26 protein-coding genes and 1 pseudogene are annotated in these 24,632 nt (G+C 34.8%); 14 read left to right on the forward strand and 13 right to left on the reverse strand.

Features of this window, described 5'->3' with window-relative positions:
• Nucleotide 1 precedes the first annotated feature (1 nt).
• The 5 genes from B5X55_RS04715 to B5X55_RS04735 form a co-directional block, all read right to left on the reverse strand.
• Nucleotides 2-1,198, reverse strand: coding sequence for a hypothetical protein (locus tag B5X55_RS04715; protein WP_079511447.1), 1,197 nt, complete (start codon nt 1,196-1,198; stop codon nt 2-4).
• Nucleotides 1,195-2,031, reverse strand: coding sequence for a type 1 glutamine amidotransferase (locus B5X55_RS04720; RefSeq protein WP_079511448.1), 837 nt, complete (start codon nt 2,029-2,031; stop codon nt 1,195-1,197). Before B5X55_RS04720 ends, B5X55_RS04715 begins: the two co-directional genes overlap by 4 nt.
• 66 nt (nt 2,032-2,097) lie before the next feature.
• Nucleotides 2,098-3,195 carry a carboxylate-amine ligase gene (locus tag B5X55_RS04725; protein WP_079511449.1) on the reverse strand — a complete coding sequence of 366 codons (1,098 nt, stop codon included), beginning with the start codon at nt 3,193-3,195 and terminating at the stop codon, nt 2,098-2,100.
• A 41-nt stretch (nt 3,196-3,236) separates the two neighbouring features.
• On the reverse strand, nt 3,237-4,331 hold the full coding sequence (locus B5X55_RS04730) for an ATP-grasp domain-containing protein (protein WP_079511450.1): 1,095 nt from the start codon (nt 4,329-4,331) through the stop codon (nt 3,237-3,239).
• 91 nt (nt 4,332-4,422) lie between these two features.
• Nucleotides 4,423-5,136 carry an alpha/beta hydrolase-fold protein gene (locus B5X55_RS04735; protein ID WP_079511451.1) on the reverse strand — a complete coding sequence of 238 codons (714 nt, stop codon included), beginning with the start codon at nt 5,134-5,136 and terminating at the stop codon, nt 4,423-4,425.
• A gap of 123 nt (nt 5,137-5,259) precedes the next feature.
• Between B5X55_RS04735 and B5X55_RS04740 the strand changes: the two genes are divergently transcribed.
• Nucleotides 5,260-6,072 carry an alpha/beta hydrolase gene (locus tag B5X55_RS04740; RefSeq protein ID WP_079511452.1) on the forward strand — a complete coding sequence of 271 codons (813 nt, stop codon included), beginning with the start codon at nt 5,260-5,262 and terminating at the stop codon, nt 6,070-6,072.
• On the opposite strand, the gene B5X55_RS04745 is transcribed toward B5X55_RS04740, so the two are convergent.
• The gene (locus B5X55_RS04745) at nt 6,069-7,157 is read right to left on the reverse strand and encodes an acyltransferase family protein (RefSeq protein ID WP_079511453.1); all 1,089 of its coding nucleotides are present in this window, start codon (nt 7,155-7,157) and stop codon (nt 6,069-6,071) included. The genes B5X55_RS04740 and B5X55_RS04745 overlap by 4 nt on opposite strands.
• Before the next feature lie 7 nt (nt 7,158-7,164).
• Nucleotides 7,165-8,976: a sodium:solute symporter family protein gene (locus B5X55_RS04750; RefSeq protein ID WP_079511454.1), complete on the reverse strand. Its 1,812-nt coding sequence runs from the start codon at nt 8,974-8,976 to the stop codon at nt 7,165-7,167.
• A gap of 87 nt (nt 8,977-9,063) precedes the next feature.
• Here B5X55_RS04750 and B5X55_RS04755 point away from each other — a divergent pair, with 87 nt between their 5' ends.
• Together B5X55_RS04755 and B5X55_RS04760 are read left to right on the forward strand one after the other, a co-directional pair.
• Nucleotides 9,064-9,807 carry a sulfite exporter TauE/SafE family protein gene (locus tag B5X55_RS04755; protein ID WP_079511455.1) on the forward strand — a complete coding sequence of 248 codons (744 nt, stop codon included), beginning with the start codon at nt 9,064-9,066 and terminating at the stop codon, nt 9,805-9,807.
• A 131-nt stretch (nt 9,808-9,938) separates the two neighbouring features.
• Entirely contained in the window at nt 9,939-11,462 is a 1,524-nt protein-coding gene (locus B5X55_RS04760) for a GH3 family acyl-acid amido synthetase (protein WP_079511456.1), read from the forward strand.
• 9 nt (nt 11,463-11,471) lie between these two features.
• Here B5X55_RS04760 and B5X55_RS04765 read toward each other — a convergent pair whose 3' ends face one another.
• Together B5X55_RS04765 and cls are read right to left on the reverse strand one after the other, a co-directional pair.
• Nucleotides 11,472-12,038 carry a hypothetical protein gene (locus B5X55_RS04765; protein WP_079511457.1) on the reverse strand — a complete coding sequence of 189 codons (567 nt, stop codon included), beginning with the start codon at nt 12,036-12,038 and terminating at the stop codon, nt 11,472-11,474.
• Between the two features lie 59 nt (nt 12,039-12,097).
• The gene (cls, locus tag B5X55_RS04770; RefSeq protein WP_079511458.1) at nt 12,098-13,522 is read right to left on the reverse strand and encodes a cardiolipin synthase; all 1,425 of its coding nucleotides are present in this window, start codon (nt 13,520-13,522) and stop codon (nt 12,098-12,100) included.
• Between the two features lie 133 nt (nt 13,523-13,655).
• On the opposite strand from cls, the gene B5X55_RS04775 reads away from it, so the two are divergent.
• Nucleotides 13,656-14,072 (forward strand): arsenate reductase family protein, encoded by a 417-nt coding sequence (locus B5X55_RS04775; RefSeq protein ID WP_079511459.1) that lies wholly within the window; start codon nt 13,656-13,658, stop codon nt 14,070-14,072.
• Nucleotides 14,073-14,161: 89 nt separating this feature from the next.
• The gene (locus B5X55_RS04780; protein ID WP_143814403.1) at nt 14,162-15,718 is read left to right on the forward strand and encodes an AsmA family protein; all 1,557 of its coding nucleotides are present in this window, start codon (nt 14,162-14,164) and stop codon (nt 15,716-15,718) included.
• 74 nt (nt 15,719-15,792) lie between these two features.
• On the opposite strand, the gene B5X55_RS04785 is transcribed toward B5X55_RS04780, so the two are convergent.
• Nucleotides 15,793-15,975 carry a hypothetical protein gene (locus B5X55_RS04785; protein ID WP_079511461.1) on the reverse strand — a complete coding sequence of 61 codons (183 nt, stop codon included), beginning with the start codon at nt 15,973-15,975 and terminating at the stop codon, nt 15,793-15,795.
• Between the two features lie 324 nt (nt 15,976-16,299).
• Here B5X55_RS04785 and B5X55_RS04790 point away from each other — a divergent pair, with 324 nt between their 5' ends.
• Complete coding sequence (locus tag B5X55_RS04790) at nt 16,300-16,593, forward strand: DUF2652 domain-containing protein (RefSeq protein ID WP_234999666.1); 294 nt, start codon at nt 16,300-16,302, stop codon at nt 16,591-16,593.
• Nucleotides 16,594-16,778: 185 nt separating this feature from the next.
• A complete protein-coding gene (locus B5X55_RS04795; protein ID WP_079511462.1) occupies nt 16,779-17,246 on the forward strand; it encodes a Dps family protein in 468 nt (155 codons plus the stop codon).
• A 91-nt stretch (nt 17,247-17,337) separates the two neighbouring features.
• Here the strand turns inward: B5X55_RS04795 and B5X55_RS04800 are convergent, their stop codons facing one another.
• Genes B5X55_RS04800 through B5X55_RS04810 form a run of 3 tightly spaced genes read right to left on the reverse strand, consistent with a single transcriptional unit; the run spans nt 17,338 to nt 18,288 of the window.
• Nucleotides 17,338-17,532, reverse strand: a complete 195-nt coding sequence (locus B5X55_RS04800) for a hypothetical protein (protein WP_079511463.1) — start codon at nt 17,530-17,532, stop codon at nt 17,338-17,340.
• 6 nt (nt 17,533-17,538) lie between these two features.
• Nucleotides 17,539-17,886, reverse strand: coding sequence for a phage holin family protein (locus B5X55_RS04805; RefSeq protein ID WP_079511464.1), 348 nt, complete (start codon nt 17,884-17,886; stop codon nt 17,539-17,541).
• A complete protein-coding gene (locus tag B5X55_RS04810; RefSeq protein WP_317042678.1) occupies nt 17,887-18,288 on the reverse strand; it encodes a YtxH domain-containing protein in 402 nt (133 codons plus the stop codon). It abuts the gene before it with no gap.
• 221 nt (nt 18,289-18,509) lie between these two features.
• Here B5X55_RS04810 and B5X55_RS18620 point away from each other — a divergent pair, with 221 nt between their 5' ends.
• From B5X55_RS18620 to B5X55_RS04840, 7 genes and pseudogenes are all read left to right on the forward strand, one after another.
• Nucleotides 18,510-18,710 (forward strand): aldehyde dehydrogenase family protein, encoded by a 201-nt coding sequence (locus B5X55_RS18620; RefSeq protein ID WP_234999667.1) that lies wholly within the window; start codon nt 18,510-18,512, stop codon nt 18,708-18,710.
• Nucleotides 18,667-18,897, forward strand: a pseudogene (locus tag B5X55_RS04815) (nitrite reductase (NAD(P)H) small subunit); the annotation flags it as partial. The gene B5X55_RS18620 and the pseudogene B5X55_RS04815, both read left to right, overlap by 44 nt.
• A gap of 21 nt (nt 18,898-18,918) precedes the next feature.
• Complete coding sequence (locus B5X55_RS04820) at nt 18,919-19,509, forward strand: DUF4202 domain-containing protein (RefSeq protein ID WP_079511466.1); 591 nt, start codon at nt 18,919-18,921, stop codon at nt 19,507-19,509.
• A gap of 43 nt (nt 19,510-19,552) precedes the next feature.
• Nucleotides 19,553-20,137, forward strand: coding sequence for a precorrin-2 dehydrogenase/sirohydrochlorin ferrochelatase family protein (locus B5X55_RS04825; protein ID WP_079511467.1), 585 nt, complete (start codon nt 19,553-19,555; stop codon nt 20,135-20,137).
• Between the two features lie 72 nt (nt 20,138-20,209).
• Nucleotides 20,210-20,884: a response regulator transcription factor gene (locus tag B5X55_RS04830; protein WP_079511468.1), complete on the forward strand. Its 675-nt coding sequence runs from the start codon at nt 20,210-20,212 to the stop codon at nt 20,882-20,884.
• 3 nt (nt 20,885-20,887) lie between these two features.
• Nucleotides 20,888-22,150 carry a sensor histidine kinase gene (locus B5X55_RS04835; protein ID WP_079511469.1) on the forward strand — a complete coding sequence of 421 codons (1,263 nt, stop codon included), beginning with the start codon at nt 20,888-20,890 and terminating at the stop codon, nt 22,148-22,150.
• Between the two features lie 57 nt (nt 22,151-22,207).
• Complete coding sequence (locus B5X55_RS04840) at nt 22,208-24,625, forward strand: TonB-dependent receptor (RefSeq protein ID WP_079511470.1); 2,418 nt, start codon at nt 22,208-22,210, stop codon at nt 24,623-24,625.
• Nucleotides 24,626-24,632 lie beyond the last annotated feature (7 nt).

Consider the following 24,632-nt stretch of genomic DNA (forward strand, 5'->3'; position numbering starts at 1 on the left):
ACTACTTTTCAAAGAAACTTATTGAAGAGCCAATCCAAGTTTCATCTACTTGATGAGAAACATTAATCATTTCTCCTTTACTCATTCGAGTAAGATTTATAACAGGCGTTAACTTATTCTCCTCATCGCTCCAAACATATAGCATACGTAATTCTACTTTTGAGTTTTTAGGCGTATTCGTCTTGATCAATGGCGCATATTGAACCTTTTGCTGTAAAATATAATTTTGTTTATCTGATATGACATTGATAGTCTCTTGATTAGGATGTAAATCAACACCCTGACCTGCAAATGAAAACAAAGGTTTCAAAACAAATTTATTTAAGTCTAAATCGGCCGGAAAATCAGATAAATAATATGATTTCGGAATATTCTTATGCTTCAACATAGGCATAATACATTTCGAAATCATAAAAAACCAATCTGGGTGTGTAACCCATTCCACATCTAAATCATCATTCAGGTTGAAATTAGTTTTTAAGTCTTTCAGACGTTCCAATTCATCATAAATAACCCTATTGTAAATTCTGTGAATAGGTGTTTTGGTTCCATCTTTCATGTAGAACAATTTTTTTCCTTCCTTCAAAACTTTAGTCATACAGACAATTTCTATACCTAAGGCTTTTTTGGTCGACCAGAAATCAATTCTTGTTTTTTGCTTTTCAGGAAAAAGTTCCAATAAAATTACATTTTCGGGCTTTTCATCACCTAGAATTACCTTCCTTACTTTTTCGGTATAGCTTTGCTTATCTAGGCCATTCAAATAATAATCAAAGCCTTCTTTTGGCATATTAGGATAATACTGCATAAAAGCCTCTCCTAAAAAAGGTTGATAAAAAAATAATGTAGGGAAAGCCTGTAACTCTATTAATTGAGGAGTGATACCGCCATTACCATCTTCACAAAGTCCAAAATCTATAGCCAAAAAATGGGGATTACCCATTGGCGCTGGAGACTGAAGTTCTGCAGGAATAAACTTTCTGCGAATTTCAGAAAAATCAATTTTCCATAATTGAGAAATAATGGAATCGCAAGCTTCTTCCACTTCTTTTTTGACAGCCTTACTTATAAAAACCGGTGTTTCAGAAATTCTAAAGGCACTAGGTTCTTTAAAAGTATCTACTATATGCCCTAACAAATTTTTATAGTACACTTCTTTATAAGTGGCATTAAACTCTTCCCTAATTTTCGGTATCATACAGTTTGTAGTTTTTGGCTATCGATAGCTTCTGCAGCTAATTTTAAAAAGGTTGGGATTAGGGTTTTATTGGTTTTCCAGATTTTCGCTTTGTCATCAAGCTGCGTTATCATTTCAAGGTATTTTTTCTTGCCATGTCTTTTTACTATCTGATTCCTTTTTTCTTCCTTTCCAAAATAACGGAGCATTCCCTCAGCATCTGCTTCTGGATGAAATTGCACGCCAAATATTTCATTGGAAAAACGAATTGCCATTACTGCACGCTCTAACGGAACATTTGGCCGAATTTTCTCTCTACACAACACTTTACCATCTAATGTGTCTAATTTCCATTCCTTCGGCCCCACCACTTGATAGTCCCTCGAATCTACCGCATAAAAAGGGTCGTTCAAATCTTTGAATAAAACCTCCTGTTCACCACTTTTGGTTTTGTAAATCGGAAAAATACCGAATGATGTAGACCTTCTTTTGGTAACCCTTGCCACATCCCAATGCAGGCAAGCCAATTGAAATGAATGACAGATTAAAAAAGCATGTTTTTTCTGAGCATTAGATAGATTATGGGATAAGATTGAATCTAAAAATTCGAAATATTTAATTTCCCACTCTGCACCTGTTTTCAAAGGTGAACCTGGCCCGCCAGACGATACAAAAATGTCATATTCATTTAAATCTGGAAGTTCCTGTCCGTTTCTTACTTCAAAAATATCATACCGGCCCTTAACTCCATCTTGTGTTAAAAATTCACCCATAAGCGTGGTGATGCATCGCATACCTTCGTTGGGTTGACCTGCATTCATATCCAATACCGCAATATTATAATTCCCCTTCATTTCATCTAACTAAAAATGGTTCCAAAACAAATGCTATTTTGGAAACGTATATACTATTTAACTTTATTAAAGTCCTTTTCTTGTTTGATCTACGATATACTTTGTAACCTCTACCAAATCATTGGTTTCATTAAAAACTTGTAGTTGCCTATCTGCACCAGTACCTGCTTCCAGTATTTGGTACACATAATTAACTTCAGACCGGCAACCTAACTCGTCAACAACATCGTCTATAAATTCTAACAGTTCACTCATAAGCTTAGCGAAAGGAACCTCTTCTTCTTTGCCAAAATCTATCAACTTTGATTCAATACCCCATCGAGCAGCCCGCCATTTATTTTCATTCAATAACAATCGTCTATAGTTTTTAAAGTTCTGATTCTTGCGGTTCATCTTGTACAACTTGGCTACCAAACATTGCATTAACGCTGCAATACAGGTTACCTCATCTACAGTCATTACAACATCGCATATTCTAAATTCAATGGTTGGATAAAAAGGGTGTAATCGTATATCCCACCAAATTTTCTTGCTATTATCCAAACAATTGGTCTTCACTAAAATATCCACGAACTTATCATACTCAGCCACACTAGCAAAAAAAGGAGGTATGCCTGTTCTTGGAAATTTGTCGAATACTTTACTTCGATATGATTTGAAGCCTGTATTACGACCTTCCCAAAAAGGCGAGTTTGTAGATAATGCATATAGGTGTGGCAAAAAATACCGAACCGTGTTCAAAATTTCCAAACCTTCTTCCCTACTCGGTATGCCTACGTGTACGTGCATGCCAAAAATAAGATTACCCCTAGCTACGTCTGCCATTTCTTGGATAATAGCATCATATCTTGGATTAGGGGTTATCAATTGTTGATCCCATTTAGAAAATGGGTGCGTTCCAGCAGCTGCAACTTTTAGTCCTTCATCATCTGCTAGTTTAATGACCTGTTGTCTTAGGTATGAAACCTCATCCCTCACCTGATGAATGTTTTCACAGATATTGGTGCCCATCTCAACCATAGACTGATGCATTTCTTCCTTTATTCGTTCTTGAAGTAGAACCTTACCATCGTCAATAATTTTCGACATTTGTGAACGTAATCTATACGTATCACTATCTAAAACTTGAAATTCTTCTTCAATACCTAAGGTAAATTTATGCATGTAATTACAGTTGATTCTTAAAGTTATTTGCCACTATTCTACTACTTCTTCGGTTTTGCCGGTGCTTTGGTTTTGGCAGGAGCTTTGGTTTTGGCAGGAGCTTTCTTCACTGCAGTTTTAACGGCAGTTTTTTTAGCCTCTGCAGCTGTTTTTAAGTTAACCTTACCTACTTTTGGTTTCACCGGAGCTATTGAATTTCTTACAAAACCTCCCCATGAAGAATTATTTTGGTTTGGTTTGTGCTCTTTGGCTTTTTCAATAGCATACTTCGCAGAATGTTCAACAATCCAATCAAAATTTTCTTGGCCAACCGAATTTATATCGGCATCTGGTGCTGGGTTACAAAAGTCAATTGCATAAGGCACACCATCACGTACTGCAAACTCAACAGTATTGAAATCATACCCTAAAGCCTGATTTAGTCTCAATGTATAGTCATGTACCGTTTTTAATAGTTTCTTACGAGCTTCGCCAGTTGCTTTAATATCGCTTACATAACGTTCGTGAAAAGGCTTTCTTGGGTCATATGGCATAATATGTACATACTTCTGCCCTAAACAATAGACTCTAAAGTAATCATCGAAAACAATTTCTTCCTGTAGCATCATTACTAGCTGCTCAGTCTCTTTATGTGCTTCAAAAAGTTGTTCTGAGTTTTCTACTCTATACACGCTTTTCCATCCGCCACCATCGTGAGGTTTCATATAAGCTGGGAAACCAATATAATCGAACATATATTCCCAGTCCAATGGAACTTTAAGATTTCGGAAAGACGTTTCTGAAGTATTATCAGGTCTAGCATTTGAAGGCAAAAGCACAGTTTTAGGCACTGGTATTCCCATTTCCATTGATAAACAATTATTGAAGAACTTCTCGTCGGCACTCCACCAAAATGGATTATTAATAACTGCCGTACCCATCAATGATGCATTTTTTAAATACGCACGATAAAATGGTACTTCTTGAGATATTCGGTCAAAAATTACGCTATACCCATAATCAATGCCTTGTTGTACCTTATCTATTTGAACTGCCTCAGCAATAATTTTGCCTTTGCCTAATTCATTAACCTTATCTATAAATGCCCATGGAAAGGTGTCTTCCATTCCGAATAATATTCCTACTTTTTTTATCATTTTATTTTATGTGTTTTAATTTTTTGCCTCCTTTAATATACGATATTTGATTGGTTTTGGTTTGGACAACACCCAAAATTGAAAGTATATTTCAATTGAAGTAGGCGCCTAGATACTCGGGGAACATCATTTTCCACAATGGCCAATCATGGTCCATCCATTTTTTCTCATCATACCAATGAGCAATTCCCTTACCTTTTAATATGGCCGACATATTTCTATTTTTATCCAAACAAATATCCCAATCAGAAGTGCCAAGCACAATTTGCATATGGTCATATTTCCAACCTTCCTCATGTAACATATATTCATCTGGACAGTTATAATAAATTCGCATATCATCAGATTGAGGAGCCATGGAACGTATGTTAAATGCTGCGCTCATTCCTATATAATGAGAAATCAAATCTGGAAATCTGAACGCTGTATTGGCTGCGTGAAAACCTCCAAAACTAACCCCAGACACACCAATACGATGTGTATTACACTCTTTTTGTATATACGGTATTAATTCATTCTTAAGAAACTGCATATACAATTCGTAATTATGAATTTTGGTGCCAGAATCCATATAATCATCATAGAAAGACATCATATCAATGGTCTCTACATTATATATTTTCACTTTACCTTCATCAATAAAATTCATTACTGAACCTACCAAACCGAAATCTGTATTTTGTGTAAATTGACCTCCCGATGAGGGGAACATTAATATCGGATGACCCCAATGACCCGTAACCTCAAGATTAATATTTCTATTTAAGGTGTTGGAATAATATTGTATGTGTTCTACTTTCGCCATGTATTAAGATAAATAAAATGTTTAATAATCAACGTTTTAAGGGCGGCAAATGTAATTTATTTTGAAATATCACGACATATATTTTTACGGATACTTATACTTGCATTTTTATACTAAGAATACATGCAGTTTCAACTAGAGACCATTACTATTAAAGGAAGTTATTTTTCTATAAACCTAAATCGTTTAGTGCTTTTTCGAGTTGTAGCTCCACAAGATTATTTGAAATCTACTAGCGACTTTTCGGTATTACTAATGAATGATGGGCAAGACTTTGAAGCAATGAAACTTGAACATAGCTTATCTCAAGCTTTTTCTTCAAAAATAATGAAGCCTTTTATTTATGTTGGACTTTCTTGTAATGAAAATCGTATTCATGAATATGGGACTGCCTCGACTGCAGATTTTAAAGGAAGAGGCGGACAGGCATTAAAATACTCTAAATTCATTACTGAAGAATTCGTTCCTTTTCTAAAGCAAGAATTCAAAACTTCTACAGATTTTAATGAATGGGTCTATTGCGGTATGTCTCTCGGTGGTTTATCGGCATTCGATATTGTTTACAATCAAAGTTCTCTATTTGGAAAAGTCGGCGTATTTAGCGGATCATTTTGGTGGCGTAAAAAACCTTATGTAAAAAATGACCTAAAAGACCGTAGTAGAATTGCTCTAGAAGTCGTAAAAAATGGTGCATACGCTGAACATTTGAAATTCTGGTTTCAATGTGGCTCATTAGACGAAACTGCGGACCGAAACCACAATGGGATAATCGATGCTATTGAAGACACCTTAGATGTGATAAAGGAGCTTAAAACTAAAGGATACTCTTATCCTGGTGATATAACCTATGTTCAAGTTGAAGGTGGAAAACACGACCTACCTACTTGGGGAAAGGTATTTCCACAGTTTATCACTTGGGCATTGACCAAAAACTAAACCTTTATGAATATCTTTCTTTGATATAGGAAATAGCCGACGAAGCCATAAAAGGAGACCACACTTAGACCGTACAAGAGAGACGATGTTTCTAGCGCTAGAAAATCATGGACATATACTTTTTGAAATAACCACCCATGTAAAGAGGTTTCTCCTACTTTAATTTGACCCATTATTTTACTGATAAAACTAGATAAGAAGTAGATGACAATTGCATTTGCACCAGCATAACGAAACACAGAACCGAATTCTATTTTCTTTACATCGGTTAAATAATAAATGAGGGCAAGAACGAGGTTCGCCCAGCCGGCGGTAACCAACACAAAACTACTTGTCCAAAGTGCTTTATTAATTGGAAATACGATATCCCAAATATGGCCGATGATTAATAAACTTCCACCAAGGCCCATCAATATTGTTGCCTTCTTTGCATGTTTAGAGGTGAGTATTAAACCCGTAAAAACACCCAATAGAGCACTTGCAATTGAAGGTATTGTACTCAATAATCCTTCTGGGTCATAGTCAGCTTTATAATTATGTGAACCGAACACTTGTACATCAAGCCAATTCGCCAAATTATTTGGCGCTCTATCTAAGGTTGACGCAATTCCTTCTACAGGAACAAATGTCATTAAGAGCCAATAGCCTATTAATAAGATAGCTGTTACCCCAATTAATTTTTTCCAATCAAGATTGATAAATAAAATAGCAGCAAAGAAAAATACGACCCCTATTCGTTGCAATACACCAGGAAATCGAATGTCCTGAAAATTCTTAAAAAACGGAAAATGGATAATAAAGGCACCAAGAAAAACACCTAAGGCAATTAATTTCAAGGTCCTAATTCCTATTTTCTTATATACTTCTGCATTAGCTTTTCTACCCTTATAAGAAAAAGCTATTGAGGTACCTACTATAAACAAAAAGAAAGGAAAAACTAAATCTGTTGGTGTATACCCATGCCAATCGGCATGCAGAAATGGACCATAAACATTTGACCATGTTCCTGGTGTATTCACTAAAACCATTAGCAAAATAGTTGCTCCTCTAAAAATGTCAACTGATAATATTCTTTCCTTTACCATTATAACTTTATAAGAGATTATCTTTTAATCGATTCCAAGCTTTTATCAACAGTACTCCAGAAATAACTGAAACAATTGTCAAAACTATAGCTTGTGTGGTTCTGCCATAAATCCAATATCCTGTAGCAAACATAATAGAATAAATTAAAACAATACCAATTAGCATTGCAGTAATACCGGCTGGTACACTCCATTTTTCTCCTGTATTCACAATTTCTTCATTCTCAATTTCCGCTTTCTTAACCACCTTTCGCCATCCCGGTCCTCCTGGTTGGGTTTTTCTGTAAAATGATCGCAGCGTTGCGTCGCTTTCAGGTGGTGTTAATACCGTAACCAACATCCAAATTGCCGTTGTAACAACCACTATAAAAGGATAGTTTGCCCATTCTGGAAACACTCCAGTACCAGCGGCAAAAAGAAAGTCGCCTAAGCTAGTTTTAGCCAAAGAAATAACCAGAATTCCAGAAGCGAACATTGCTGTAATTTCACTCCACGCATTTATTCTCCACCAAAACCAGCGAAGTATAAACACCAAACCTGTTCCGGCTCCAAACTGTATCAACAAATCAAATACCTCAAATGCATTCTGTAGGGTAAGCGCAAATAATGCACTCAATACCATAAGAACTACGGTAGAAATTCTACCAACGGCCACCATTTGTTTTTCGGTTGCATTGGGATTAATCTGCCTCTTATAAAAATCAAAAACAATATAAGATGAGCCCCAATTTAATTGTGTAGATATGGTACTCATATATGCTGCTATCAAAGATGCCAAGACCAATCCTAACAAACCACTTGGTAATTTGGTAAGCATAGCGGAATAGGCTAAATCATGCCCTAATTTACTTTCCTCAACATTAGGAAAGGCCTCGGCAATACTAGCAATATCAGGATACACTACCAACGATGCTAACGCCACCAAAATCCATGGCCAAGGTCGTAAGGCATAATGCATGATATTGAAAAAGAATGTTGCTCCTATTGCATGATTTTCGTCTTTTGCCGCTAACATACGTTGTGCTATATAACCCCCACCACCTGGCTCTGCACCTGGGTACCAAGAGCTCCACCATTGCACTGCAATTGGAATAATAAACAGCATGATAAGTACTTCCGTATTGTCAAAATCGGGTAGAATATTAAGCTTGCCTACTACATTTTCATTAGCCATTAAAGCTTCAATTCCACCAACCTCTGGAATATTCACCAAATAATATGCTGCACCTATTGCACCTGCCATGGCAACAAAAAATAACAAAAAATCTGTATAAACAACCCCTTTAAATCCACCAAGGGCGCTAAAAATAACAGTTATTAATCCTGCACTCACTACAGTTTCCCATGGCTCAAGCCCCAACATAATTCCTCCTATCTTAATAGCCGCTAGGGTAACAGAGGCCATCGTGATAATGTTAAATAACGCGCCAAGGTATAAAGCTCTAAATTTTCGCAAAAAACTGGCAGGTTTGCCACCGTATCTCATTTCATAAAACTCAAGATCTGTATTTACATTCGACTTACGCCATAATTTAGCATATACAAATACCGTTAGCATCCCTGTAATTAAAAAACACCACCATACCCAATTCCCTGAAACTCCTTTGGTACGAACAATATCTGTAACCAAATTAGGGGTGTCTGTTGAAAATGTTGTCGCGACCATAGAAAGTCCCAATAACCACCAAGGCATTGTACGGCCAGAAAGAAAAAATTCTGTAGAATTTTTACCTGATTTTTTTGATACGTAAACGCCTATGCCTAATACAAGGGAAAAGAACACTATGATAAAAGTATAGTCTAAAGTACTGAGTTCCATAAATTGGTTTTAGGTTGATTGTTAAAGATATGTTATTTTCGGATAATTTTAAATCTAATACGCTAAACGTACTACGTGCTACTATCAATGACTTCTGAAATCACCCCAACAGCTTGGATTCTTGCTTACGGGGCAGCATTTATTATCGGACTCTCAAAAGCTGGCATAAAAGGTGTCGCTGTTATGAACGTAACACTAATGGCCTTAGCCTTTGGCGCAAAAGAATCGACCGGTATGGTAGTTCCCTTGCTTATTTTGGCTGATATTTTTGCTGTAATTTATTACAATAGACATACGCAATGGAAGTACGTTTTTAAAGTACTGCCTTGGATGATTCTAGGGGTATTGATTGGTGTAGTAATCGGAAAAGATTTACCCGAAAAATTCTTTAAAATTGGCATGTCTGTTATTATTATCACTACTGTTTTTATGATGTATTGGTGGGATCGTAAAAAGATAAAAACAGTACCCACCCACTGGGCCTTTGCAAGTTCTATTGGTACAATAGCAGGTATAACAACAATGGTCGGTAATTTGGCAGGTGCTTTTTCGAATATCTATTTCTTGGCCATTAGATTACCAAAAAACCATTTTATCGGTACTGCAGCTTGGTTGTTTCTCATTATAAACATTATTAAACTACCGTTTCATTTTTTCGTTTGGGAGACGATTTCCTTTGAATCATTATCATTAAACCTTATGCTTCTTCCAGGAATATTGCTTGGCTTTTTTGTAGGGGTTAGATTTATCAAATTAATTAAAGAAGCTTTTTTTAGAAAGATGATTCTAGTCTTAACTGCAGTTGGGGCAGTTCTTATCATATTTAGCTAATACCCATATTCACTTTATGAATACATTTTAAAGGCTAAAATTGAATACCGTCTATTTAAAATAGATTCGGGTTAATCTTTATAGGGAATAAAAAATATTTTTATCTCCCTAATCTAGAAATCCGTAATCAAATGAATATCATTGGAAATTTCATAAAAGGGGTCATTAATGTAACTGATAAAATTACTGGTGATGACAACCCTATTGAAGAGCAGAAAGAAGTACTCAAAAACCTACTACAATCTGGGAAAGACACTTCATTTGGCAAGGCTTACGGGTTTGATAGCATTTTAGAAAATGAGGATATTCAGACAATCTTTAAACTCAATGTTCCATATTTTGACTACAATGAAATCAATGTTAAATGGTGGCATAAATTACACGAAGACCAAACGGATGTAACTTGGCCTGGTAGTCCAGATTATTTTGCGCTAAGTTCAGGAACTACAGGCAAATCTAGTAAGCGAATACCCGTTACAGACGAAATGATAGATTCTATCAAGCAAGCTGGCATTAAACAAGTATTAGCACTTTCTAATTTTGATTTGCCTGCAGATTTTTTTGAGACCGGAATATTAATGCTCGGTAGTTCTACTGATTTAATTGAAAATAACGACCATCTTGAAGGTGAAATTAGCGGTATTAGCGCTAGTAATATTCCCTCCTGGTTTAGCGGTTATTACAAGCCTGGAAAAGAAATCGCTAAAATTGAAGATTGGGATGATAGGGTTGCCAAAATTGCCGAAAAAGCTCCCGATTGGAATATTGGCGCACTTAGTGGCATTCCTTCTTGGATAGAATTAATGCTAAAAGAAGTCATCAAAAAACACAACCTCAACAACATTCACGATATATGGCCGAACCTTCAGGTATATACTTCTGGCGGAGTAGCATTTAGGCCTTATGAAAAGAGTTTTAATGCTTTAATGGGTAAGCCTGTTGCCGTTATTGACACCTATTTAGCTTCTGAAGGTTTCATTGCTTTTCAAAGTCGACCAGAAACTGATGCTATGAAACTCGTAACCGATAATGGAATTTACTTTGAGTTTGTGCCTTTTAATCCTGATTACATTTTAGATGATGGTTCTCTCTCACAAGACGCGCCATCTCTTTCACTTTCCGAAGTTGAAAAAGGTCAGAATTATGTGTTGATTATTAGTACCGTTAGTGGTGCTTGGCGATACTTAATTGGTGATACTGTCGAATTTACTGACGTAGATCGTGCTGAAATTAAAATAACAGGACGCACCAAATTTTTCTTAAATACAGTCGGCTCACAATTATCCGTTAACAAATTAGATGATGCTTTAAAAGATATTATGGAATCTTTCGATATGGAAATACCAGAATATACCCTTTGTGCAAAAAAATATGAAGATGGATTCTATCATACTTGGTATTTAGGCACAACCTCAAAACAAGATTCTAAAGAGGTAGCAAAAAAGTTAGACGTATCGTTAAAAGCTGCCAACAAAAATTATAAGGTTGCTCGGTCTAAAGCATTAAAAGGAGTGAAAGTTTTTATGGTTGATCCAGAAATATTTTATACTTGGAATAACAGAAACAAAAAGAAAGGTGGTCAGGTAAAAATGGAACGAGTGATGAAGGAGGAAAAATTTGCCGAGTGGGAAGATTTTGTTAAGAAACAAAACTAACGCACTCCCTTAATCTTTTAAATCCGTATCACGCTCATCCACTAAAATCATAATTTCCTCTGGTGATAAATAAAAGTTTTTGATGCGGTCTACATACTTTTGTGTTAGGCCTGCTTTTTTAAGTATAAACTCCTTAGTTGCCAAAATATACGTTTCCATACCGTGTGTTACTGCATAAGAATCAGCTCTACGCTCAGCACCACGAATATATTTTTTAGAGGTTAGATAGCTGATACCAAAACCAATTAAGTTGAGACCACTTCTTTGTTTAAAATCCATTACATGGCCTAATTCATGACCCAACCAACCTATCATAATTTTAGAGGGTATATCTTTTGTATAATAAACTGTGTCTGCAATTTTTATACGTTCACTTATCAAGATTTTATATGACCTATTATTCTTTGATTTAAATACACTTGAAAATTTAGGCTGCGCCTGCATAGTAGATTTCTTAATGTGTTTTTTAAATTTAAACTCAATTGTGGTGTTAGCTAATTCAGGATAATGTGATAAGGCAATTCTTGCCTCTGATTCTATTACATCAGGAATTATATGTTGTGCGAAAGCAACCATTTGTATGTTTAAAATTATAAGAAATAAATAGTTCAAATCAATTCGAAATAAAGTTGTTATTAAAGCAAAGGACTAAAGAATTTGGCAAGACCTTCTAAAAACTTACTTAATGGAGAACGTTTTCTAAAGGCATCAAGGTCTAGCTTTATGTCAACGGTACAATGCCGTAAAAACAATTCTTCAATTTGTGTCGCTTTAATTTGGTCGTAAAGAATAACATTGGTCTCAAAATTATGCTCAAAGCTTCTGTAGTCGAAATTTCCTGACCCAACCGACGCTATTTCACCATCAATGATAATGACCTTACTATGAGAAAAATCTGGTCGTAAATAAATATTAGCACCCACCTCTAACAAACTGTCAAAAGTTGAAAACATACTGTACTGCGCAAGAAGAGAATCTGATTTTTTGGGGGTAAGCAACGTAACTTTTACTCCACTTAACCCTGCAATTCGCAACGCCTCTAAAACAGGCTCTCCAGGTATAAAATATGGGTTTGCAATACAAATACTTTTTGTAGCGATATTAATCATGGCTAGATATTGCTGCATAATGGCAGGATATCTGGAATCTGGTCCACTTGAAATAATTTGGGCGATTGTATCTCCAGAGGGTTCAACTTTAGGAAAGTACTTGTCTTGAAGTAATAGCTCTTCTTTACCCGCAAAATGGTAATCTTTAACGAATACTCGCTGTAAACTATTCACTGCAGGGCCTTCTATACGCAAGTGCAAATCTTGCCATATTCCTAAATCTGAAACAGCTTTCATGTATTTGTCAGAAACATTGAATCCGCCAGTAAATCCTATTTTACCATCAACAATTACAATTTTTCTATGATTTCTATAATTTAAGGTAAACAAGAGATTCCCGAATCTAATTGGCATAGTGGAAAATGCTTTAACTCCTATCTCCTTAAAACGCTTTACCACTTTGCCACGCATAGAATTACTGCCCAGCGAATCATATAACATTCTAATTTCTACTCCTTCTTTAACCTTTTTCTGAAACAGCTCATAAAAATGGTCTAATAGCATACCTTCTTCTAAAATATAGTATTGAAGATGAATAAATTCTTTAGCCTCTTCAATTGCTTTGAAAATTGCACCAAAAGTTTCTTCGCCACTATTCAATAGTGTTATATCATTACCTTCATAAGGGGCGAAATAACTATTATTTCTAATGAGTGATGCTAATTTATCATCCTTATAATCGTCAAACTTATGTACACTTTGCTCACCACCTTTTAGCTCTTTATAGGTTTCAGAATACAACCTTCTCTTTTCTGTTTGTTTTAATTTGAATAGCTTAAACTTTCTTCTGTTAATGCCAAATAGATAATACAAAAGCGGTCCAATAAAAGGCAAAATTATTACAGACAATGACCAACTTATCATCTTTGTAGCCCTTGAACCATTGAAAATTATATTGACAATACTCCATAATGTTACCGATATATAAGCAAGCCAAAAGATAGTATTCATCGGGTTATTTTTTGTTTAACAACAAGGTACCATAAATTGAATAAGCATTGCTTTTTTAAACCTTTCAAGATACTTTTCATTTGAAACGAGTTAATTACTACATGAAGAACGGACTACTTTTAAAAAAAAAGTGATGGGAGTAATTGCCAAGGATAAAAAACAGATAACCCTTTATTATAGTTCGAAAAATTCATTAGGCAAACAACTCAATGCTTATGTCGAATCTTCAGATAAAAAACATTTAACGATTGATATCTCCAAGACTAATGTTACCGGCACACAATGGGCCGAATTAGCTGATGGTCTTGGTAAAAATCTTTCTGATTTAGTGAATACCGAGCACCCAGATTTTAAGACTACCTATGGTGAAGATGATATCAATTTAGATGATGGTGATTGGCTAAAAGTTTTAGATAAAAACCCTAGCTTTCTCAAAAATGCTATCATTATAAAAGGCAAAGAGTTTCTTGAATTGAAAAGTGCTTCAGATTTTAAACAATATATGGAGCCCGATAGTGCAGGCATAGAAAAGACTAATAAAACGGACTAAATCTATATCCTCTTTACCATTGAATATTATCGTTAACATGTGGTTTAAAATTTTTATAATTTTAAAAGGTTAAGTTAAACCCAACGGTCATGACCCGATTTCTCAAATGGTTTTTAGTACTCATCGTATTCTTCATCGGAGCTTACATGGTTGCAGAATGGAAAATGAAAAAGGAAGTAGTAGTTTTTCTAACCCAGAAGGTTCCAGACCATATCGATTTTTCTTATGACAGGCTTTACATTAATCTTTTTAAAGGTGGTTTAGAATTTGATAAAGTAGAGGTCAAAAGTCTTGGAAGGCAAACATCATCCTGTGAAATTATAATCAATGCCGATAATTTATCGATAAGCGGCTTCAGTTATTGGAAAATATTCTTCGAGAAATCGATTTACTTAAAAAATCTTACCCTTTCTAAACCACGCCTAAATTTCAAGACTTGCCCTAAAGATTCGAACAAGGCCGATGCTACAAAACCTAACCCTATCAATCTTTTAAAAGAGATTTTCATTGAAGAGCTAATTTTCGATTCTGGTATAGTTGAAGTTTTTGATTCTAATAATGAAAAAGAACTTTTATCCGTTAAGTCTATCGACTTAAATTTAAAAAATGTAGCGACCGACCCACAGAAAATTAAGAAGTATGTGCCTTTCACTTTTTCAGAATACGCAATAACGATTCAGCACGTAGAAGCTCCTATAGGTAAGTTTGAAGTATTGGAAATGGAAACTATGGAGTTAGATAACTCGTCTATACACATTACCGACATTTCATTGTCTACTGCCTTTTCCAAATTAGAGTTGAGTAAAAAAATAACCTATCAAAGAGACCACCTCACACTAGATATTCCAGAAATTACGATTGAAAATCATAATTACATTGTATCAAACGACTCTCTTCAGGTCAACTTTAAATCACTACTACTAAATTCACCTGTTTTAGAAGTATATCGTGACAAATCAAGGTTAGAAGATTTTAACAGAAGACCATTATACGCTGAATTGTTCAGAGAGCTTCCGTTCAAAGTAGATATTGATTCTGTATTAATTAAGCAAGGAATGGTGCGCTACGAAGAAAATTTACCTAACGATGAAAGAGCTGGTATTCTAAGTTTTGAAAAGTTAGATGCCTCAATAAGTAACTTTTCAAATTTAACAGCGAACAAAGAAAATCTTAAAATAAAGATGGATGCCGATTTAATGGGAACGGGTAATTTTAACCTTGATTGGGAGTTTAATGTTCAAGAAACACGAAATGCATTCGTAATATCTGGAGGATTATTCAATTTCAATACCGCAAACTTGAATGATTTTTTAATTCCTAATCTTAGAACAAAAACCACAGGCACTATCGACCAACTCTATTTTACTATTTCTGGTGATGAATATACCGCTACTGGTGATATTAAAATGAATTATGAAGATTTCACGTTTCAATTGTTAAATAAGGAAAGAAATGGCGTAAAGAAAGTACTCTCTTTTATTGGAAACTTACTTATTAATGATGGTTCAAAGGCAGATTCGGAAGGTTATAGGTATGGAAATATCGCAACAGAGCGCACAAAGAATAAATCATTCTTCAATTATTTATGGATAAATTTACAAGACGGACTAATAGATGTATTAACAGGGAATGGTAAGAAAAAGTAATCAATAGCTTGGTTAAATCAAAAAAGCCGGATAGTTGAACTACCTGGCTTTTCTCTTCATAACAATTTTTTATACTAATTATCGTCAGTTGCGTCTTCGACAGCATCTTCTACTTCTTCTGCTCCTTCTTCAATCCCATCACCAACATCTTCAATACCTTCTTCTATTTTCTCTCCTGTTGTTTTTTCTTCTCTACAGCTCATCGCGAAACTAATCGTCATAAGTGCAAAGACAAACATAAATATTGATTTTCTCATATTACAGATTTTAATTAATTAGGTGAATATTTCAATGATTAAGTGCTACAAAACTTCTTTCCTCTTAACTGTTTAAACAAAGTTGCTACTATAAAGTGAAAAGCCTTGGTTGTAAAAAAATAAATATTAACCCATCTGCTATTATACTTGCAATTATTTGATGATTTTTATTTCTAAATCTGATAAAGAACTAAATTTCATGAAACATCCTCTTTTTACATTTTTCATAAAGCCTATTTTAAATGGATTACAATTTTATTGGGACGGCGACAGTGAAAATTGATATAATAGATACCTTTCGACACAACTTTTTTACGATAAGTTATGAAAGGATCACCGATGTTAATATGTAAACCCTACATAAGTGGTTCTACAGAATTTATGAGCGAAACCGACTTTGAGTTAAGCTCAAAAATAATCTTACATTACGGTAGAGAAATCACTTTGACCAAAGTTGAAAATAGTATAAAATTATTTGGTGAAGACTTAATCGTTGCTCATAAGCTTTTGAAAAATAAAATTAGAATGAGTGAATACTTGCTCTTAACTGAAGGCTTAACCGACTACTATAAAGAGAATAATTTAGATAATCAGTTCGATTGGGGTTCATTAAAGTAAAATTCTACAGCATATGATCATTTTGGGGAAATAAACTAATCTTATAATAACTTAAAGCCACTGGTTAAATAACCTCATTTTACTTAGCGTTAAATAGTGTTAATGGGTCGACAAAAATCGCTTATGAGTCAATAAAACATGCCTGAGGCAATTACCTTTATAGTAGAATCAAAAAACATATTATAATGAGTTATTTAGATATTAAATCGAAAGACATAGAACCAATCGTAAAGGAATTAAACACTTTATTGGCAGATTACAATTTATATTATCAAAACTTAAGAGGTTACCATTGGAATGTTTCAGGTAAGAACTTTTTCGACCTACACATTAAGTTTGAAGAGTTGTATACCGACGCAAGAATTAAAATTGATGAAATCGCAGAACGTATTTTAACTTTAAGACATAACCCAACAAGTGAGTTTTCGAAGTATTTTGAAATGTCTTCTATTAAGGAAACTTCTTCGCTTATATCAGATACTGAAATGGTAAAGCATATTCTTGACCAACACGAGATTTTGCTTAAACAGATGAGTAAAGTGGTGAAAAAAGCAGAATCTGCTGGTGATGAAGGTACAATCGATATGATTGGTGGTTACATTGGAAGTATCGAAAAAGTAAGTTGGATGCTTGATGCCTGGACAAAAGAATAACTATTTAATAAACGTATATAAAAAAAACCTCTCATATGAGAGGTTTTTTTTATATACAGATTGCTAAAAAGCCCATTGTATTTAAATACTACTACTTGACTATTTTACGCATTAAATAAAGCATGCCAAATTTCTTTGCCGCAGAAAATGCTGTAGACACCCAATTATAAGGGCTCAAATCTTCCTGAACATCTTGTTTTAATCCTTTAAGCTCCTCTAAAGCAATTTCACGCTCTAACTTTAAACGTTTTAAATTATACTCTATTTCGTCAAAATTCTTATACATAATTCTTTAGCTAAAAAATTTAACCGATAGTTTTTTCACAAGCATATTATCTATCTTTCTTCTAAAAATATACGCTATAATCAATAGAACAATAAACAAGGCTCCGGCAATTAAACATGCACCTACCATGCTTTCAAGTATATTTCCTAAATAAATAATACCTGCAACAGTTAAGAATATAAGTGCCAAAAAAGCAAGACCACCTATAACTGCCATTTTCAGCAGCATACCGGTGGTCATTGTCAATTGTTGAAACACTTTTAGCCTATAATACTCTTGAGTTTTCTTATAGTATACCTCGCCTACGTCAATAGCTTTATTAGAGGTTTCGTTAAGTGAATCAATAATTCCCATTTATACTGTTTTCTGTAATTTCTTATTTTTTGACTTCAACTCAGCCAATTTCTTCTCTAAAGTTGAAATTACATCTTCAGTCTTATAACTTAAATCAGAAACTAAAGACTCTACTCGTGTGTCTAACGTTTCTCTCTCGTCTGAAACTCTTGTTGCAACTCTATTTTTTAAATCAATTGCACTTTCTGTAAAATTATCTCTAGTGGCAGCTGCTTGATCCGCTATTAATTTTCTTGTATTCTCACCTTTATCCGGTGCATAAAGAATTCCTAATGCTGCTCCTATAGCAGAACCTGCAATGATAGCTAGTAATGTATTTCCGCTGTTGTTCATCTTAATAAGTTTATGATTAAATTTTTTCTTAAATAACGTAGAATCAACTTCTACCATTACAAAGGTCATCTATTTTTCTATTATGGCTTAACTCTAAACCAAGAAATATTAACCGTAATAATGGCCTAAAAGGGTTAAGAATAAAATGAACCGAATTAATGAAACACGACCTTATCTTATAAATTTGCTTCATGAAAGATATTCAATCAAAAAACCCATATAACGGCGATATATTATAAACGTATTCTAAAGATACGGAAAGTACTATTACTACCAAATTAGATAAGGCATTGTCCATACAGACTTCATGGGCCAACATGCCAAAACAGGAAAGATCCGAACTACTTACCAAAGTAGCAGATTTACTTTTAGACAGAAAAGTGGAATATGCCGAGCTAATACCAAAAGAAATGGGTAAACCTATTTTACAAAGTATTTCAGAAATAGAAAAATGCCCATTGGTACGCTTGTCAAAATCTTTGTTCGCATAAAATGGAAATGGCACTTTCAAGAGGAATAATCGGGGAACAGCATATGGAAGCAAAAGTTGCCTGCCCATTACACAAAAACACCTTCTCTTTGAAAACGGGTAAAAATTTGAATGGAAGTTTAGATGCAATTGCAACGTATCCTGTAAAAATAGAAGATGGCTTTGTGTATGTTGGCTTTTCTGAATAGCTTTGACCAAAGACTAAAGGAATGGCGACGACGGATAAATTATTACTTGCTTTTCAGCATTTTGATGCGGCCAATAAACAAGATCCAAATACCGAAGTTTTTGAGGGTGCGACCTATCCTAAAGAAGTACTTTATGGAATTCGAATGACAGAACGTTTGAATGAATTCGACCCTAATGCATCAGAACCATTGCGCCTTACCGCCCGTTGTCAACATATTTGTAGATGGGAAATAGCACGAGAATCTTATGATATGAACCGTGAGGGATACCTAAGATGGCGGCAAGATTTGAAAAAATTTCATGCTAAAAAAGCATCCGCTATTTTACAAGACGTGGGTTACGATCAACAAACTATAGACAAGGTTACCTTTTTATTAGAGAAAAAACAGCTTAAGAATAATGAGGCCACGCAGTGTTTAGAAGATGTGATTTGTTTGGTTTTTTTACAGTATTATTTTGAGCCCTTTGCACTAAAGCATCCGGAGGGTAAAACCATTGATATTCTTCAAAAAACATGGCGAAAAATGTCTATAAAAGGTCAAGAGGTAGCTCTTAAGTTACCATTGTCAAAATTTGCCTCAGAATTAATTTTCAAAGCTTTAGGTCAATAAAGATATCCAAGATTTAAAGTTGATTACATAAATAAAATGCCCTATGGAAAGGAATGAGCTTTACCCAGTTTTTTTAAAAGTATCTAACCTTCATATTTTAATAGTTGGCGGAGGCAATGTTGCCCTTGAGAAATTGACTTTCTTGTTAAAATCAAGTCCGAATGCTCAGGTTGAAATGGTCTCGCCCATGTTCAGGGAAGAAACGATTAACCTAGCCAATAAATTCAATATTAAAATGAATGTGGCACCTTATAATGCATCTTATTTAAAAGGCAAGCATATGGCAATAGCAACAACCGATATTGTTGCAGTAAATGAGCAAGTATACCATGATTGTCGAGAAAAACAAATTCTTGTAAACGTTGCTGACAATCCGCCATTTTGCGATTTCTATATGGGTGGCATTGTAACAAAAGGCAATGTAAAAGTGGCTATCTCTACCAACGGACAATCACCTACTACTGCTAAACGATTACGACAATTTTTTGAAGATGTGATACCAGAAAATATCGATGATCTTGTAAAAAACCTCAACGAATATCGAAAGACCATAAAAGGTGATTTTGAGGAAAAAGTAGAAACACTAAATGAGTTTACTAAAGGGCTAGTGAACAAGAAAAAGGACTGATAGCTAGCCTTTTTATTTATAACAGGTAATCGCTTAAGAATTTCTTTAGATAGGGAGTTTAAATTTATAGTTATGAAAATTCTAATCGTAGAAGACGAAAAAGCTCTGCTGCAATCTATCGCCAGTTATTTGGAGAAAGATGGGAATGTATGCGAGACCGCATCTACCTATGAAGATGCTCTTTATAAAATTGACCTTTACGAATACGACTTGTTAGTTTTAGATATTAATTTGATAAATGGTAGTGGTTTAGACATTCTCCATTTATTAAAGAAAAATAAAAAAGAAACCGCTACCATTATAATTTCTGCGAATAACTCCTTAGACGATAAGTTAAAAGGGCTCGATTTAGGGGCAGATGATTACCTGACAAAGCCTTTTCATTTGGCCGAATTGAACTCAAGAATTAAAGCAGTACTACGAAGAGGAAAATTTGGGGGCACAGAACGGTTAGAGTTTAATGAAATCTTAATTGATACTAGATCAAGAACCTCTTATATTAAAGATAAAGCAATGTCGCTTACTCGTAAAGAATATGATTTGCTTTTGTTTTTCATCACCAATAAAGGAAGGGTTCTTTCTAAAGAAATTATTGCCGAGCATTTATGGGGTGATCATAGTGATATGGTCGATAATTACGATTTTATCTATGTTCACATTAACAACCTTCGCAAAAAATTGACCGATGCCGGTGCAAAATATATTAAAACCGCCTATGGTAGCGGTTATAAATTTATGGAAGACTAACTAATGGCCGAACCGACGAAGAAGATAAAATTACTGCGAAAGACCTCTAAAACATTTCTATGGATTAGTCTTATTTTAATGGTTTTCAGTACTATCGGGCTTTATTTTTATGTTCGAAATCTTTTACAAAATGAGGTAGAAGAAGAACTTAGATCCACTGAAGCACGCATTGAAAGTTCAATTTCTGGGAACAATCCTATTTATCAACTAGCGCCTATGGTTGAAGTGGAAACCGTTTCTAATCTAGGGGCTGAACATTTGAAGGATACATTGATTTTTGACCCTTCTCAAAATGAAATAGAAGAGTTTCGTGAGCTAATCACCTTTTCTAAAATTAATGACCAAAATTACCGCATAACGGTACGTGCACTTATTGTAGAATCGGAAGATATTTTGATTGCCGTAGTAATTTCGTATCTCATTGTCATTTTGTTCGTGTTCATTTTCCTTTTCTATTTGAATAAATCAAGAACTGAAAAATTATGGAATCCGTTTTTTAAGAATTTGGAACAGATGAAGCTTTTTTCATTGACTTCTGAAACTCCGATATCATTAATGGACAGTGACATTTTAGAGTTTTCTGAACTCAATACAGAAATAACCATGTTGACAGATAAAGTTCGCGCAGATTATAAAAACCTGAAACAATTTACAGAAGATGTTTCCCATGAACTTCAAACTCCTTTGGCTATAATTCAGGCTAAAGTAGATACCATTATAAATGGCGAGGCCCTTAATGATTTACAATTTGAACAATTATCATCCATTCAATACGATATTCAACGCCTAAAACAATTAAACAAAAAGCTTGGCCTTATTTCCAAAATTGAAAATGACCAATTCACCAATATAAGTCCGTGTAACTTAAACCATATTCTAAAAGATAGAATTGAAAATCTATCTGAACTTTATCCGTCAGAAATACTATTTGAAAGCAATGAAGATGTTGTTCTTTTAATGGATGCCCATCTTGCAGAAGTTCTTTGCGACAACTTACTTTCAAACGCCATAAAATACAGCTTACCCAATACGCCAATAGTGATAATTCTAGAAAAAGATTCACTCTCTGTTCGGAACAAAGGCATACGCGCCATATTAAAACCAGACCAATTGTTTCAACGATTTTACAAAGAGTCAGATGAAGTAAAGTCTACCGGACTAGGGTTAGCCATTGTAAAAAAGATATGTGATTTATATGGCTTTCAACCTTCCTATAGGTATTCCAATAACGAACATCATTTTACCATTTCATTACCAAAACAATAGAGTTCTTAAAACTATCTTTAGATTCTTACCCTATAATTGCTCTCAAAAGTTAATTTTATGCACAAGATTTTAATCGTTATACTGTTTTTTTCCTCCCTTACCAACGCATTTTCTCAAAGTTCAGTAAATGTTACCGGCCAATTACGTGATGCAAATACCCTAGAAAATTTAGCTTTCGCTAATGTTACGGTCCAAAACTCTACCGATAATTCTATGGTAACCGGTGCGATAACCGATGACAATGGACGTTTTGAAATTTTAGGCCTGTCCACAGGAAAATACACCTTACTATTTTCATTTATAGGATATGAAACGGTAGAAAAACCGCTTATCGCTGGCGGATTAAACAGTGTCTTCGACCTAGGGCAAATAGCATTACAGCCAAGTGCAGAACAATTGAATGAAGTACAGGTGGTTGGGCAAGAAGCTACTACCAATAGCGACCTCAATAAAAAATCATTTAATCTCGATAATAATATTGCCCAAGCAGGTGGTTCTGTACTAGATGCCATGAAAACTATGCCTGGGGTTACGTTTGACCAAGATGGAAAAGTAGTTTTACGTGGTAGTGATAAAGTGGTGGTACTCATTGATGGCAAACAAAGTAGCTTAACCGGTTTTGGTAATCAAAAAGGTTTGGCTAACATCCCAGCGTCCAACATTGAGAAGATTGAAATCATCAACAATCCATCGGCAAAATATGATGCTAACGGTTTTGCCGGAATCGTCAATATTATCTACAAAAAAGAAACTCAAAAAGGTTTAAATGGTGATGTAGGCCTTTCTTTCGGACTTGGTGCACTGGGCAAAAGAAGACCAGACACCCCTACTGATTTAGGTAGTTTTTCAGTTAATCCCAAACTAATTCCTAGTCTAAATCTTAATTATAGAAAAGGGAAACTCAATTACTTTCTACAGTCAGAATTTATAGTTCAAGAAGCTTTACCCAACAATGAATTTACGACTAGAAATTATGATGATGATCGCAATATTATTTCTCAAGTACCAGAGAACAGAAAGCAATTTCGTTCTATCATCAATGGCGGAATTGACTATAACTTAGATGACAACAATAGCTTTACGTTCTCTGGTTTATATGACCGAGAACGGCATATAGATACTTCTCAAGTTGCTTTTATAGATTTGAATACCAATACTAGAAATCGATTTTATAATTGGCAAGAAGAAGAGGTTACCCGTTACATTAATGCCGCAGTTAATTATCGACATTCATTTGAACAACCCGGTCATACCTTAAGTGCCAATGCTCAATATACCCAAGGCCTAGAAGATGAAACCTATTCATTAAACGATAGTTCGGCCGTTCGTGTGGGGAGAGACAAAACCAATATAAAAGCTATAGAAAATACCACTAGTTTATCTTCAGATTATGTAAAACCGCTGAGTAATGGTAGGCTAGAACTTGGCGCGAAACTTCGCATTCGAAGACTACCTGTAGATTATATGATTACCCCAGGTAATGAATCTATTATTTATCCTGGACTTGGCTCTTTTTCCGATTGGGGAGAAAATTTATATGCGGGTTATATCAATTACCTTCTAGAGAAAGAATTCTATGATATTGAAGCGGGATTAAGAGCCGAACAGACTGATGTTTTTTATGACTTAGACCCAGCGAACACATACTACCCAAACAATGATAAGTACGACTATTTCGAGCTTTTCCCTAGTGCTCGTTTTACCTATAAACTAAACGAGCATAATAAAATATCAGCATTTTACAATCGACGTATCGATAGACCAGGTGAACCAGAATTACGTGTGTTTCCTAAATATGATGATCCAGAATTACTGAAAGTTGGTAACCCTTATTTACGCCCTCAATTTACAGATGCCTTTGAAGTGGCACACAAATATTCATGGAATTCTGGCTCGTTATTTTCAGCTGTGTACCACCGAATTATACAAGATCAATACATGCGTATTTTCAGTATCGATGATTCGAACCCTAATTACGATATCGTAAACAAAATCTATCAAAACACAGGCAGAGCTACAAATACGGGATTGGAGTTGTTGGCTAGTCAAGACCTTACCCAAAATTGGAGCCTTTCAAGTACGGTAAACTGGTACTCAAATGCTATTGATGAATATGAAGGCACCGTGCTTTTCCCTTTTGTTCGGCCTTTTACTATTGAGGCTTCTACCGCAAATGCATGGAATGCCAAACTTACTTCAGAACTAAGTTTACCCAATGAATTTACTTTTCAATTGACCGGTGTTTATTATTCGGATAAAAACATTCCTCAAGGGAAAGAATTGGCGCGTTCTTCTGTAGATCTTGGTGTCAAGAAAAACCTATGGAACAAAAAAGCAGAGCTCACCTTTTCTGCTACCGATATATTCAACCGTTTTGGTATAAGGCAAGAAGTTCGAAACGAAGGATTCACCGCAACCTATCATAATTATTTTGAGACCCAGTTGTTTAGATTAGGCTTTAAATATAAAATTTAATGAAAAC

Source organism: Maribacter arcticus (assembly GCF_900167935.1).
GTDB classification, from domain to species: Bacteria; Bacteroidota; Bacteroidia; order Flavobacteriales; family Flavobacteriaceae; genus Maribacter; species Maribacter arcticus.

Bases quoted from the DNA above. Each gene is read 5' to 3' on its own strand.
- B5X55_RS04715 (WP_079511447.1), bottom strand. From the start codon at position 1,198: ATGATACCGAAAATTAGGGAAGAGTTTAATGCCACTTATAAAGAAGTG.
- B5X55_RS04720 (WP_079511448.1), bottom strand. From the start codon at position 2,031: ATGAAGGGGAATTATAATATTGCGGTATTGGATATGAATGCAGGTCAA.
- B5X55_RS04725 (WP_079511449.1), bottom strand. From the start codon at position 3,195: ATGCATAAATTTACCTTAGGTATTGAAGAAGAATTTCAAGTTTTAGAT.
- B5X55_RS04730 (WP_079511450.1), bottom strand. From the start codon at position 4,331: ATGATAAAAAAAGTAGGAATATTATTCGGAATGGAAGACACCTTTCCA.
- B5X55_RS04735 (WP_079511451.1), bottom strand. From the start codon at position 5,136: ATGGCGAAAGTAGAACACATACAATATTATTCCAACACCTTAAATAGA.
- B5X55_RS04740 (WP_079511452.1), top strand. From the start codon at position 5,260: ATGCAGTTTCAACTAGAGACCATTACTATTAAAGGAAGTTATTTTTCT.
- B5X55_RS04745 (WP_079511453.1), bottom strand. From the start codon at position 7,157: ATGGTAAAGGAAAGAATATTATCAGTTGACATTTTTAGAGGAGCAACT.
- B5X55_RS04750 (WP_079511454.1), bottom strand. From the start codon at position 8,976: ATGGAACTCAGTACTTTAGACTATACTTTTATCATAGTGTTCTTTTCC.
- B5X55_RS04755 (WP_079511455.1), top strand. From the start codon at position 9,064: ATGACTTCTGAAATCACCCCAACAGCTTGGATTCTTGCTTACGGGGCA.
- B5X55_RS04760 (WP_079511456.1), top strand. From the start codon at position 9,939: ATGAATATCATTGGAAATTTCATAAAAGGGGTCATTAATGTAACTGAT.
- B5X55_RS04765 (WP_079511457.1), bottom strand. From the start codon at position 12,038: ATGGTTGCTTTCGCACAACATATAATTCCTGATGTAATAGAATCAGAG.
- cls (WP_079511458.1), bottom strand. From the start codon at position 13,522: ATGAATACTATCTTTTGGCTTGCTTATATATCGGTAACATTATGGAGT.
- B5X55_RS04775 (WP_079511459.1), top strand. From the start codon at position 13,656: ATGGGAGTAATTGCCAAGGATAAAAAACAGATAACCCTTTATTATAGT.
- B5X55_RS04780 (WP_143814403.1), top strand. From the start codon at position 14,162: ATGACCCGATTTCTCAAATGGTTTTTAGTACTCATCGTATTCTTCATC.
- B5X55_RS04785 (WP_079511461.1), bottom strand. From the start codon at position 15,975: ATGAGAAAATCAATATTTATGTTTGTCTTTGCACTTATGACGATTAGT.
- B5X55_RS04790 (WP_234999666.1), top strand. From the start codon at position 16,300: ATGAAAGGATCACCGATGTTAATATGTAAACCCTACATAAGTGGTTCT.
- B5X55_RS04795 (WP_079511462.1), top strand. From the start codon at position 16,779: ATGAGTTATTTAGATATTAAATCGAAAGACATAGAACCAATCGTAAAG.
- B5X55_RS04800 (WP_079511463.1), bottom strand. From the start codon at position 17,532: ATGTATAAGAATTTTGACGAAATAGAGTATAATTTAAAACGTTTAAAG.
- B5X55_RS04805 (WP_079511464.1), bottom strand. From the start codon at position 17,886: ATGGGAATTATTGATTCACTTAACGAAACCTCTAATAAAGCTATTGAC.
- B5X55_RS04810 (WP_317042678.1), bottom strand. From the start codon at position 18,288: ATGACCTTTGTAATGGTAGAAGTTGATTCTACGTTATTTAAGAAAAAA.
- B5X55_RS04820 (WP_079511466.1), top strand. From the start codon at position 18,919: ATGGCGACGACGGATAAATTATTACTTGCTTTTCAGCATTTTGATGCG.
- B5X55_RS04825 (WP_079511467.1), top strand. From the start codon at position 19,553: ATGGAAAGGAATGAGCTTTACCCAGTTTTTTTAAAAGTATCTAACCTT.
- B5X55_RS04830 (WP_079511468.1), top strand. From the start codon at position 20,210: ATGAAAATTCTAATCGTAGAAGACGAAAAAGCTCTGCTGCAATCTATC.
- B5X55_RS04835 (WP_079511469.1), top strand. From the start codon at position 20,888: ATGGCCGAACCGACGAAGAAGATAAAATTACTGCGAAAGACCTCTAAA.
- B5X55_RS04840 (WP_079511470.1), top strand. From the start codon at position 22,208: ATGCACAAGATTTTAATCGTTATACTGTTTTTTTCCTCCCTTACCAAC.